Source organism: Flavobacterium sp. RSP15 (assembly GCF_003968755.1).
Classification (GTDB): Bacteria; Bacteroidota; Bacteroidia; order Flavobacteriales; family Flavobacteriaceae; genus Flavobacterium.
Map to the genome: position 1 here is coordinate 1 of NZ_RYDL01000001.1, position 13,101 is coordinate 13,101.

Sequence of the window (13,101 nt, forward strand, 5' to 3'; positions counted from 1 at the left end):
CTTGCAAAAACGTTTTTGCAAGTGTTTAATTAAATATTTTTATCTAATAATCTGTATCGGTTATTCAGGACAAGACAACTTAAAAAAAATTAATCTTGATTGATTGTTTTTCTCCAAGTAAAGGAATTCAGGATGTGTCTTTTTGCAAATCTTCCAGGAGATTCAGCATTTACCATTTTTACGTAAGTAGCTTTAGGCACACTAATATATTCGTAAACACTTCCATTTGAAAAATTGATGATTAATCGTCCTTCCACGAACTTATAATCTGTAATTTTTGCAGTTGCAATAGTTTCAGTGTATTCCGGTAAGTTTTGTTTTAGAGTTTCAGGATTGATACTCACTAAGAAATGATAAGCTTCAATAATTTTTTTACTGTTTTCTTCAGCTGCTTTTAAACCAGTTTCATCTCCTTGAAATTTATCAGGATGCGCTTCTTTCATCGCATTACGATATATCGTTTTCAAATCTTTCAGCTCTGCAGTTTTGTCTACATTTAGCAGTTTTCGGTATTCAACTATTTTTTTCATAAATAAGGTAACTACTTGTCTTTTACTATAAAATCAATGTGATTTAATTTCAAAAAGCGACAAATTTTTTGCAAAGGTACACTTTTTTTTATTTTTTTGGTTTCAGACCAATAGATTTTTAAAAAAAAGTCTTTTGAAACGATATATTTAAGGAATAAAAACTAAAAAAGTTTTATTGTTGGGGCTTATTGTTTGCTTTATCGAAATTTTTGGATTTTTTCGGATATTTATTATAACTGATATCACTCGGATTTTCGATGATTGATTTTATCGTAATCCAATCTCCAATACTGTGTTTTTGAGCCATTTTATAGTCCAGAAGATAGGTACCACAGAAAAAATTTTTGTTTTCATCTTTTTCTATGATTCCTGTATAAACTCCTTTTTGCAGCATTTGTTCTTGTGAAGACTTTGTCATATCAATTTGATTTTATATAATTCTAATTGGCAAAGTTAATCAATTATTGAATGTATTGCTACAATTAAGCCTGACTCTATTGCTTTTAGTATTCTAGTTTTTTATTCCAATTTTATTCCACTGTAAACTTTAACTTTTATTTCATTTAATAATGAACTGATTTTATCAAAAAAAAACTAATTTAGAAGTTAAATTGAATGCATCTATTTCAAACAGCGTTCAATGTTAACGAAATTAAAAGTATATAAATATTTATTTGACAATCTATGAAAAGAAGATCTTTTTTAACTACCGCAACACTTGCATCTGCAGGTTTAACTACTTTTTTGATTACAGGCTGTACCTCCGGTACCAAAAAGAACGAAAATTTAGTATCTGTTGAAGATTTTAATGCCGTTTTTGAACTAGACGAAGAAACCATCAGCAGTGTTAGGGAGAAATTAATTTCTGGTAAATATACTTCAGAACAATTAGTGCAATTATACTTAAAACGGATTGAAGCTATTGATACCAATGGGCCTCAATTGCATTCAGTCATCGAAGTCAATCCAGATGCATTGGCTATAGCTCTTGCAATGGATAAAGAGTTAAAAGCAGGTAAAAGCAGAGGTCCTTTGCATGGAATCCCCGTTTTAATAAAAGACAACATAGACACAGCGGATAAAATGCTAACCACGGCTGGATCTTTGGCAATGGCAGGAAATAGTGCTTCAAAAGATGCTTTTGTCGTTAAAAAACTCAGAGAAGCCGGCGCAGTAATCATTGGAAAAACAAATTTAAGTGAATGGGCTAATTTTCGTTCTACCCAATCCTGTTCCGGTTGGAGCAGTAGAGGCGGTCAGACTAAAAACCCCTATATTTTAGATCATAATCCGTGCGGTTCCAGTGCTGGTTCAGGAGCAGCAGTCTCAGCCAATCTTTGTGTTGTTGCTGTTGGGACAGAAACGGATGGTTCTATTGTTTGTCCAGCTTCGGTAAACGGAGTTGTAGGGATTAAACCTACTGTAGGTCTGGTTAGTCGATCTGGGATTATTCCAATTTCAAAAACACAAGATACGGCTGGTCCAATGGCCAGAACCGTAACGGATGCTGCTATTTTATTAGGCGTAATTGCTGCTGTAGACCAAGATGATACTGTAACCCTTGAAAGTAAAGGGAAAGCACAGAAGGATTATACAACTTTTTTAGATAAAAATGCTTTGAAAGGCAAGCGTATTGGTATTGAAAAAAAGCCACAAGGAAATAATAAATACATTAATGCACTTTTAGATGATGCTGTCAATCTGCTAAAAAAACAAGGAGCTATTATTATCGAAATTGACTATTTGGAGAAAATTAATGCTTTGGGTCAGGCCGAATTCGAAGTTTTACAATATGAATTTAAAGATGGATTGAATACCTATTTGGCTACAGCCAATGCAAAAGTAAAAAGTTTGAAAGATGTTATCGATTTTAATACTGCTAATGAAGATAAGGCAATGCCGTATTTTAAGCAAGAAACATTAGAAAGTTCTAATGCTAAAAAAGGATTAGAGGACAAAAAATATCTGGAAGCATTAACCGTAAGTTTCGAAGGAAGTAAAAGTGTGCTAAATACAGTTTTTAAAGAAAATAAATTAGACGCTATTTGTGGAATCACCATGGGACCTGCTTGCAGTATTGATATGATCTACGGAGATCGTTGGGGAGGATATTCTTTAACTTCTCCTGCTGCAGCAAGTGGCTATCCACATATTACAGTTCCTTGCGGACTGGCTTATGATCTACCCGTTGGTTTATCATTTTTTGGTATGCCGTATACAGAAGGGAAATTAATAGGATTGGGCTATGCGTATGAACAAGTATCTAAAAAGAGAATAAAACCGGGACTTAAACCTTCTTTTTTATAATATTTCATAGGTATTTAAAAGGGTAAAAGGGTGAATTACCTTTTACCCTTTTATTTTTTTTATAATACTCACAAATGGAATTAATCGGGCATTCCGGACATTTGTGCTGAGGCCCACAAATTTCTCTTCCTAAAAAGAAAATGGCTCTTCCCAATTTCGTCCCAGATTTCTTTTGGTAAAACTTGCAAGAGTTGTTTCTCAGCTTTGATTCCGTCTTCGGATTCTGGGATTAATCAAATTCTGGGCACTACTCTAACTCCAACGGATGTTTTTTGCCTATATAAGTAAGTCGAAAGTTTAAAAGTCGTAAAGTCAAAAGAATTAACTTTAAGTAAAACAGCTTTAAATCAGATTGTTACATAATTTTATCCTGATTTTAAAATACGACATTATACCATGGTTATTACTTGTTTGTTATAATGATTCTAAATTTTTATCCCATTCCGTTGCATTTTCAAATAAATCCGTATCACTATTCTTTGAAGTCCACTGATAAAGAATTCACGCAATAGCGTTGTCCGGTTTTTGTAGGTCCGTCATCAAAAACGTGTCCTAAATGGCTGCCACAATTAGCACAAAGGATTTCAGTGCGTTTCATACCAAGTGTTACATCAGAAATATATTCTACTTTTCCAGGAATGGATTCGTCAAATGAAGGCCAACCGCAATGGGCATCAAATTTAGAGTTGCTTTCGAACAAAGATTCACCGCAGGCACCACAGCAATAGGTTCCTTTTTCGTAATGTAAGTTATAAGTTCCAGTATGTGGGTATTCAGTTCCTTTTTGTCGAAGAATTCTATACCGTTCTGCTCCTAATTTTTCTTTCCATTCTTGTTCTGTTTTTTCTAAAGGATATTTCATGATTATTTTTTTATTAATTGTATAGTGTTGTATTTCAATTATTTATTTTGGATGAATTGAACTGTTTTTTCAATTACTTTAAGGTTGCCTAGAATCTTTCTATGTCCTAATCCGTCTGTTAATAGTAACTCTCCATTTTTTAAATATTTATGAATGTGAATTCCAGCCTTTACGGAAACTTCAGGATCAAGGTTATCATGTATTACTAAAATAGGAATCGCTGTTTCTTTTGCAGCCAAAAAAGCAGAATAACTATTCATTTTTTCTCCGTATTTTTTTTCGAAATGCAAACGCAAAAGAGTACTTACATTAGGTTTCAATTGTAATTTTGCCACAAAATCATCTATAATATCTTCTACAACATCACCACTGCCAATCACTACGGCATGATTTACTTTTAAACCTTTTTTTATGGCGTTCAAAACGGACATTCCTCCTAATGAATGACCAATAGCTGCTTCAAAGGGCCCAAATTGCTTCTCTATTTCTAAAATTGTATCAATAAAGTCGACCATAATAGTCGTTTTTCCAGGTGATTTTCCATGTGCAGGAGCATCAAAACTGATCGTAGAATATCCGGCTTTAAGCAATTCATCCGCTATTTTGAATAATTGAGTTCCACGTCCTGACCAACCATGAACTAATAAAATTTTCTTGTCACTTTTTCCATATTCATACACAACAACTTCTTTGCCAATTGCCGGAATTGAAATTAATTTTTGTATACTATTTCGATCCATTTCTAACTCTCTTTTTGGAATCTTATGTTTTATGGGTGTAGTAAACAGTTTAGCTGCAAATAATGTAATTAGTTTTGGTGAAATAAAAGAGATTAATTTACTGGTTAATAAAATAATTTTAGGAATTTTCAATGATTGGGTATGATTAGAAGACTTTTTTGTCATTTTAATAAATTTTCAAGCAGGTTATTATATTATAATTTTTTTAGTAAATTTAGAAAAACATAAAAGTAGTATTTTTTAGAAAGTTTTCAGGCGTATTTATATAAAAGACTAAAATAGGGGTTAAAATTAATTAAAAATATCAAAAGTTCATACATGGAAATATTTCATATCAGTGCAGAGTGTTATCCTGTTGCAAAAGTAGGAGGTTTAGCTGATGTAGTTGGCGCATTACCAAAATATCAAAATAATGCAGAGCATCGTGTAAGGGTTGTAATACCTTGTTATGACACAAAGTTTAAAAAAGAAAATGAGTTTGAATGTGTTCATTGGAGTTCTGTAAAACTTGGAAATTTTAATTTTCCGTACAGTATTCTAAAAGAAAAAACAGACCAACTAGGATTTGAATTGTATTTGGTTGACATTCCGGATTTATTCGACAGGAAAGACGTGTATGGTTACGAAGATGATATTGAACGTTTTTTGTCTTTCCAGATCGCCACTTTGGATTGGATTATAGGTAGAAATGAAGTTCCGGATGTAATTAATTGTCATGATCATCATACGGGTATGATTCCATTTATGATGTTGTATTGTCACAAATACGAAAAATTACGAAATATTCCTTCCATGATTACCATTCATAATGGTTTATACCAAGGGCAGTTTGGGTTTAATAAATTATATTATTTACCCGAATTTGATTTGGCTCACGTAAATGTTTTAGAATGGGATAATTGCATTAATTCATTGGCAGTAGCCATAAAATGTGCTTGGGCTGTTACCACAGTTTCTCCAAATTATCTAAATGAAATCAACTATTCAGCAAATGGTCTGGAATCACTATTTAATTTGGTTCGGTATAAGTCTAAAGGGATTTTGAACGGAATTGATATTGAAGTTTGGGATCCGGAAAAAGACGCGATGATAGAAAAAAACTATTCGATTAAAAATTTTGAAAAAGGAAAACAGGAGAATAAAGAAAAATTATGCAAACTCTTTAATTTAGATCCAACAAAACCACTTTTTAGTTTTATTGGAAGATTATTAGAAGAAAAAGGAGGGGATTTATTACCACCAGCCGCAGCTCTTGTTTTATCTGAGAATTATCAACAAATTAATATTTTGATTTTAGGATCCGGAAGTACAATTATTGAAAAACAATTGAATACTTTGCTACAAGATTACAAAGGAAATTACAATACGTTTATTGGTTATAATGAAGAATTAGCACATTTGATTTACGCCGGTTCTGATTTTTTATTAATGCCTTCCAGAGTAGAGCCTTGCGGTTTAAACCAAATGTATTCGTTGCGCTACGGAACAATTCCCATTGTGAGACGAACTGGTGGGTTAAGAGATACAGTTGTTGATTTTGGCGATGACGGAAACGGAATTTGCCACGATCAGGCCACAGTTGGTGATGTTTGTTATTCTATTCAAAGAGCCGTCAATTTATATGATGATAAAGAACATCTGAACAAAATTAGAAAAATAGGAATGAACACAGACCATTCATGGGAGCGTGTTTGTCAGGAATATATAGAAATGTACAAACTAATAAGCAACAAGAAATGAAACCCAAAAAGAAAAATGTTATTGCAATTATTTTAGGTGGAGGACAAGGTTCAAGATTGTATCCCTTGACAGAATCACGATCAAAACCAGCTGTACCAATAGGAGGAAAATACCGATTGGTAGATATTCCTATTTCAAATTGTATGAATTCAGATATTTACAGAATGTTTGTATTGACACAATTTAATTCGGCTTCCCTGAATGCACACATAAAAAACACCTATAACTTTAGTATTTTTAGCCATGCCTTTGTTGATATTCTTGCTGCTGAACAAACTCCTGATAATCCAACCTGGTTTCAAGGGACTGCCGATGCCGTAAGACAATGTATGCCTCATTTCTTAAACCATGATTTCGATTATGCGTTGATACTTTCCGGAGATCAGTTGTACCAAATGGATTTCAACGATATGTTAGAAGAACACATTAAGAACGAAGCTGATATCTCTATTGCTACTTTGCCAGTAAATGCTAAAGATGCGCCTGAATTTGGGATATTAAAAACAAACTCCGAAAGCTGTATTGAATCCTTTATCGAAAAACCAGCGAAGGAATTATTACCGGATTGGGAATCGGATGTGAGTGAACAAATGAAAAGTGAAGGGAAAAATTACTTGGCTTCGATGGGAATTTACATCTTCAACAAAAAACTGTTGGTCGATATCATGTCCAATAAAGAAACCAAAGATTTTGGCAAAGAAATTATTCCGCAAGCGGTAGGCCACAGAAAGATTTTAAGTTATCAATATGAAGGATATTGGACGGATATTGGTAATATAGATTCCTTTTTTGAAGCGAATATTGGACTTACGGATGACTTGCCAAAATTTAATTTATTTGATGATACTAATAAAATTTATACCAGACCAAGATTATTGCCGCCATCAAAATTCCAAAAAACAATGGTTGATAAATCATTGATTTCAGAAGGTTGCATTTTGAATGCCAAAGAAATTAATCGTTCTGTAATTGGTATTCGATCCAGAATAGGGGAGGGAACTATCATTCAAAACAGCTACGTAATGGGTAATGATTTCTATCAGAATATTGATGATATGAATGAAGATCTTAAAAGCGACAGACAATTGGTTGGAATTGGGGAAAGATGTTTTATAAGTAATGCTCTCGTGGATAAAAACTGCAGAATTGGTAATGATGTATATATCAATGGTGGAAACCATCTAGAAGATTTTTCTAATGAGTTGTATGCCATAAAAGATGGAATTGTTGTTATCAAAAAAGGAGCAGTTATACCAGACAATTACATTATTAAGTAACACTAAAAACTGTTTTTCTTACACTAATATTCTGATTTTTACACAAAGCAGAAGCATACAATTGTTATATGAGCAAAGTTATCTCGCATTCCCTTTTTACCGATTTCGATATTGAATTATTCAAATCAGGGAAACATTTTCGTCTGTATGAAAAACTAGGTGCACATCTTCTTTCAGTTGATGGAACAGACGGTGTTTATTTTGCGGTTTGGGCGCCAACAGCTCAGTCTGTTTCTGTAGTTGGGGATTTCAATTTCTGGACACAAGGTAAACATCTGTTGGAAGTTCGCTGGGACTCCTCTGGCATTTGGGAAGGATTTATTCCAAACATCAAAAAAGGGACAACCTATAAATATAAAATACAATCTAATAATGGTGGAATCATAACAGAGAAAGCGGATCCGTTTGCTTTTTATTGTGAAAAACCACCACACACTGCCTCAGTAGTCTGGGATTTAGAGTATCAATGGAAAGACAAAAACTGGATGAAAACGCGTCAGAACCACAATGGTTTAGACAAGCCTTATTCAGTATATGAAGTCCATTTAGGATCCTGGAAACGGCATGCAGAAGAAAATCGGTTTCTGACGTATCTCGAATTTGCCGAAGATTTAGTATATTATATAAAAGAAACTGGATTTACGCACGTGGAGTTCATGCCCATCATGGAATATCCATACGATCCGTCTTGGGGCTATCAATTAGTGGGATATTTTGCACCAACTTCCCGTTTTGGGAATCCACAGGAATTCATGCATTTAGTAGATAAATTGCACGAAGCAGGAATTGGGGTAATCCTGGATTGGGTACCCTCTCATTTTCCAGATGATGCACATGGTTTAGGATTTTTTGACGGTTCCAATCTTTTTGAACATCCAGATCGTAAAAAAGGCTATCATCCGGATTGGAAAAGTTTAGTTTTCAATTATGGACGAAATGAGGTTCGCTCTTTTTTGATTAGTAATGCGTTATTTTGGTTACACCATTACCATGCGGATGCTTTGCGGGTAGATGCCGTTGCCTCGATGTTGTATCTAGATTATTCCAGAAAAGAAGGCGAATGGGAACCTAATATTTATGGTGGAAGAGAAAATCTAGATACTATTAGTTTCCTGAAAGAGTTTAATGAAGCCGTGTATCTAAATTATGAAGGCGTTCAAACCATAGCTGAGGAAAGTACTTCGTTCCCAATGGTTTCGAGACCAACATCTATCGGAGGTTTGGGTTTTGGAATGAAATGGATGATGGGTTGGATGCACGATACTTTGGAATATTTTCAAAAAGACACGGTGTACAGAAAGTATCATCAAAATGATTTGACTTTCTCGATGACCTATACTTTTTCGGAAAATTTTATGTTACCGCTTTCGCATGACGAAGTAGTGTACGGAAAAAAATCTATAGCAGGAAGAATGCCGGGAGATGAATGGCAGAAATTTGCGAATTTAAGATTACTTTATGGTTACATGTTTATGCATCCCGGATCTAAATTATTGTTCATGGGAAGTGAATTTGGACAAAGCAACGAATGGAATTTTGAAGGAAGTTTAGACTGGCATTTATTGCAATATCCCTATCATGAGGGCGTAAAAAAATTAATTACGGATTTGAATAAATTGTATAAAGTACATCCTGCATTACACGAAAAACAATTCAGTCCGGAAGGTTTTGAATGGATTAATTATTCGGATCATCAAAATGCGGTGATGTCTTTCATTCGAAAAGGAAATGATCCAAAAAACGATATAATTGTAGTGTGCAATTTCACGCAAGTGGTGCGCCCTGATTATCGAATTGGTTTACCTAAAAAAGGAAAATTAACAGAGATTTTTAACAGTGATGCTTCAAATTATGGAGGAAGTGGCGTTTCTAACACTACTAAAACAGCTATTGAGGCATTGCCTTATGATGGAAGAGATTATTCTGCGGAATTGCTATTACCGCCATTAAGTGTTGTTGTTTTTAAAATTAGATAATTTTTAACAAAGTGATTTAGAGGTTAAAAGAATTTCAGATTACAATGAGAATTAGATGTTAAGAGCATTTAAAGATTAATTATGTAGATGTAACAACTAATTTAAATTTAGTGTTGATTTATCGTTTTTTTGATTTTGACTCCCAATCTCTTACCTTCTTTGTTTTAAAACACACACCTATTTATCTCTAAATTTAAGCGTCTAAAAACTATAACGTTTTCGTTAATAAACCACACACATATAACTGTTTACAAAGTAATTTCGTAAGTTTGAAGGCTAGAAAAAGATTAAAATTAATACCATAAAACATGATTACAAATACAGAATTAGAATATAAAGGAGATTTATATCCCACAAAAATAATTTCTTTTGAACAGGAAGTTGATTCAATCTATTTTCATACCGATAATAGTGTCATCTTGAAAGTAACCATATTAAGAGATAGTTTAATCCGATTTAGATTTACAACAAAAGGGTATTTTAGCAATGATTTTTCTTATGCAATTGATAAAAGTCATTCTCATGGTTATAATTTTCTGGAAGTTTCTGAAGCAGAAGAGTATTATCAGATAAAAACCAGTAAGGTACAATGCAGGATTCAAAAAATAGACATGAGAGTATCTATTTATGATCTAGAAGAAAATATTATTTTAGAAGATGAGCTCGGATTTCATTGGGAAGAGAGCTATGAATATGGTGGCAACATTGTCAAAATGAGTAAGGCTTCAAAAGACGGGGAATGTTTTTACGGACTTGGTGACAAAGCAACCCAAATGAATTTGAAAGGAAAAAGACTGGAAAATTTTGCAACAGATCAATATGCCTTTCAAAAAGACCGAGAGCCCTTATACAAAGTTGTTCCATTTTATATTGGATTACGAAACAAGAAATCCTACGGTATTTTTTTTGATAATACTTTTAGAACCTATTTTGATTTTTGTCACGAAAGAAGAAATGTAACCAGTTATTGGGCTGAAGGTGGAGAAATGAATTATTATTTCATTTACGGACCCCAAATGCAAAATGTGGTTACTACATATACCGATTTGACCGGTAAGCCAGAATTGCCACCACTTTGGGCACTTGGATACCATCAATGTAAATGGAGTTATTATCCGGAAAGTAATTTAAAAGAAGTTGCAGCTAAATTCAGAGAGTTGAAAATTCCGTGTGACGCACTGTATTTGGATATTGATTATATGGAAGGTTTTCGATGTTTTACTTGGAACAAAGAATTTTTTCCGGATCCAAAAAGAATGGTGGCTGAGTTAGCCGAAGATGGTTTCAAAACAGTTGTAATTATCGATCCTGGAATAAAAATTGACAAAGAATATTCGGTATATCAAGAAGCTTTAGAAAATGATTATTTCTGCAAAAGAGCTGACGGTCCATACATGAAAGGAAAAGTATGGCCGGGAGAATGTAATTTTCCGGATTATACAAACCCTGCGGTAAGGGAGTGGTGGGCTGGATTGTTCAAAGAATTAATTTCGGAAATTGGAGTAAAAGGAGTTTGGAATGACATGAATGAACCCGCAGTAATGGAGGTTCCTAACAAGACATTTCCAATGGATGTGCGCCATGATTACGACGGAAACCCTTGCAGTCATAGAAAAGCACATAATATTTATGGTACACAAATGGCCAGAGCAACCTATCATGGTGTGAAACGATTTGCATATCCAAAAAGACCTTTTGTAATAACAAGGTCAGCATACGCAGGAGCACAACGGTACACCTCTTCTTGGACTGGAGATAATGTAGCCACTTGGGAACATTTATGGATTGCAAATATTCAGGTGCAACGCATGTCTCTATCTGGTATGGGTTTTACAGGATCAGATATTGGCGGATTTGCAGAGCAACCATCAGGCGAATTGTATGCCCGTTGGATTCAATTGGGTGTTTTTCATCCTTTTTGCAGAACTCATTCCTCAGGAGATCACGGCGATCAGGAACCATGGGCTTTTGATGAAGAAGTGATCGATATCACGAGAAAGTTCGTGAATTTAAGATACCAATTATTACCTTATTTATACACCATGTTTTGGCAATATATTGAGGAAGGAATTCCTATGTTAAAGCCATTAGTGTATTATGATCAGGAAGATATTCAAACGCATTATAGAAATGACGAATTTGTTTTTGGAAATCAAATTCTTGTTTGTCCTATTTTAGAACCTAATTCAGTAGGAAGGCGCATGTATATTCCTCGTGGACAATGGTATAATTATTGGACCAACGAATTGGTCAAGGGCGGAAAAGAAATATGGGTCGGTACTAAGTTTGATGAAATTCCAATTTTTGTAAAAGGAGGAGCAATCATTCCTAAATATCCGGTTCAACAATATGTTGGCGAGCTGGAGTTTGATGAGTTAACACTTGATATTTATTATCACGAAGGAAAAGAGAAATCAGTGGTTTATGAAGATGCGCAAGATGGATATGATTATAAAAAAGGACGGTATAGCTTTTTGTCCTTTCAAGCAACCGGAAAAGAGAAGGAACTGATCATTCAGTTGCATAAAGAAGGAAAATACGACACTAATTATTCTAAGTATAAATTAAATTTGATCGGACTTCCTTTTAAAGTCAAAACAATAGAAATTGATAACGTTGAAGTTGTATTTGATAAAATTACTTTGGATAATGAAGGCTATTTAATTGTTGATAAAGGCTTTACAGCTTTGTATATTCTTGGTGAATAACAAAAAAATGATACTTTTAAGTTTAATTTTATAAATTATAAAGTATTAATAATTGTATTTTTGTATGACATTTAAAATAATAAAATCATGAAAAAGCATTTAATAGTAGGGGTTTTATCTCTTAGTATTTTATCCTCTTGTGCAACTAATCCGCTTACAGGAAAAAAAAGCTTAAATTTTGTTTCCAATAGTGAGTTATTTCCAACCTCATTTCAGCAATATGGTACTTTTTTAAGCGAAAACAAAGTAATTACTGGAACTGTTGATGCAAAAAAAGTGGAAACAGTTGGTCTTCGAATTAAAGCTGCTGCAGAAAAATATTTAATATATTTAGATCAATCACAATATTTGAAGGATTACCGTTGGGAATATAAATTAATAGACAATAAAGAGGTGAATGCATGGTGTATGCCAGGAGGAAAAATTGTAGTGTATACCGGAATACTGCCAATAACTAAAGATGATGCAGGTTTAGCTACCGTAATGGGACATGAGGTTTCGCATGCATTAGCCAATCATGGAGCTCAACGTATGAGTGCTGCTCAATTACAACAATTAGGTGCTGTAGGAGTTGCTGTTGCAACGGGAGGAAAAAGTGCTGAGAATCAACAAATTTGGCAACAGGCTTACGGAGTAACCACACAATATGGCGGAATGTTACCTTTTAGTAGAGGTCACGAAACGGAGGCCGATAAAATAGGACTTACTTTAATGGCTATTGCAGGATACAATCCAGAGGAATCAGTTGTTTTTTGGCAAAGAATGTCAGCGCAATCCGCTGGGCAAGCACCGCCAGAATTCATGAGTACACACCCCTCTGATGCTACCCGAATTGCGAATTTGAAAGCATTAATTCCTGAAGCAAAAGCATTAGCGGCTAAGGTGGGTATCATTTCTAAATAACAATTTAAAATCAGATTGTTATTATAAAACAGCTAAAAGAAGGCTATTCTCACTGAGG

The 13,101-nt window shown here is 34.0% G+C and carries 10 protein-coding genes; 6 read left to right on the top strand and 4 right to left on the bottom strand.

Translation table 11 applies throughout. From position 1 onward, the window contains the following. Positions 1-89: 89 nt before the first annotated feature. Together EKM00_RS00005 and EKM00_RS00010 are read right to left on the bottom strand one after the other, a co-directional pair. Positions 90-530 (bottom strand): KTSC domain-containing protein, encoded by a 441-nt coding sequence (locus EKM00_RS00005; RefSeq protein WP_126451435.1) that lies wholly within the window; start codon positions 528-530, stop codon positions 90-92. 172 nt (positions 531-702) lie between these two features. Beyond that, positions 703-948: a hypothetical protein gene (locus EKM00_RS00010; RefSeq protein WP_126514804.1), complete on the bottom strand. Its 246-nt coding sequence runs from the start codon at positions 946-948 to the stop codon at positions 703-705. A 266-nt stretch (positions 949-1,214) separates the two neighbouring features. Here EKM00_RS00010 and EKM00_RS00015 point away from each other — a divergent pair, with 266 nt between their 5' ends. After that, positions 1,215-2,837, top strand: coding sequence for an amidase (locus EKM00_RS00015; RefSeq protein ID WP_126514805.1), 1,623 nt, complete (start codon positions 1,215-1,217; stop codon positions 2,835-2,837). 472 nt (positions 2,838-3,309) lie between these two features. Here the strand turns inward: EKM00_RS00015 and msrB are convergent, their stop codons facing one another. Together msrB and EKM00_RS00025 are read right to left on the bottom strand one after the other, a co-directional pair. After that, positions 3,310-3,699 carry a peptide-methionine (R)-S-oxide reductase MsrB gene (gene msrB, locus EKM00_RS00020; RefSeq protein ID WP_126514806.1) on the bottom strand — a complete coding sequence of 130 codons (390 nt, stop codon included), beginning with the start codon at positions 3,697-3,699 and terminating at the stop codon, positions 3,310-3,312. 38 nt (positions 3,700-3,737) lie between these two features. Beyond that, positions 3,738-4,604: an alpha/beta fold hydrolase gene (locus EKM00_RS00025; protein WP_126514807.1), complete on the bottom strand. Its 867-nt coding sequence runs from the start codon at positions 4,602-4,604 to the stop codon at positions 3,738-3,740. 153 nt (positions 4,605-4,757) lie between these two features. Here EKM00_RS00025 and EKM00_RS00030 point away from each other — a divergent pair, with 153 nt between their 5' ends. The 5 genes from EKM00_RS00030 to EKM00_RS00050 all read left to right on the top strand — a co-directional run bounded on the left by EKM00_RS00030 (position 4,758) and on the right by EKM00_RS00050 (position 13,043). Beyond that, the gene (locus tag EKM00_RS00030; protein WP_126514808.1) at positions 4,758-6,179 is read left to right on the top strand and encodes a glycogen synthase; all 1,422 of its coding nucleotides are present in this window, start codon (positions 4,758-4,760) and stop codon (positions 6,177-6,179) included. Beyond that, positions 6,176-7,456 carry a glucose-1-phosphate adenylyltransferase gene (locus tag EKM00_RS00035; protein WP_126451441.1) on the top strand — a complete coding sequence of 427 codons (1,281 nt, stop codon included), beginning with the start codon at positions 6,176-6,178 and terminating at the stop codon, positions 7,454-7,456. Before EKM00_RS00030 ends, EKM00_RS00035 begins: the two co-directional genes overlap by 4 nt. Positions 7,457-7,524: 68 nt before the next feature. After that, entirely contained in the window at positions 7,525-9,432 is a 1,908-nt protein-coding gene (gene glgB, locus EKM00_RS00040) for a 1,4-alpha-glucan branching protein GlgB (protein ID WP_126514809.1), read from the top strand. 308 nt (positions 9,433-9,740) lie between these two features. Then, positions 9,741-12,140 carry a glycoside hydrolase family 31 protein gene (locus EKM00_RS00045; protein WP_126514810.1) on the top strand — a complete coding sequence of 800 codons (2,400 nt, stop codon included), beginning with the start codon at positions 9,741-9,743 and terminating at the stop codon, positions 12,138-12,140. 87 nt (positions 12,141-12,227) lie between these two features. Beyond that, positions 12,228-13,043 carry a M48 family metallopeptidase gene (locus tag EKM00_RS00050; RefSeq protein WP_126451444.1) on the top strand — a complete coding sequence of 272 codons (816 nt, stop codon included), beginning with the start codon at positions 12,228-12,230 and terminating at the stop codon, positions 13,041-13,043. Positions 13,044-13,101: the final 58 nt, after the last annotated feature.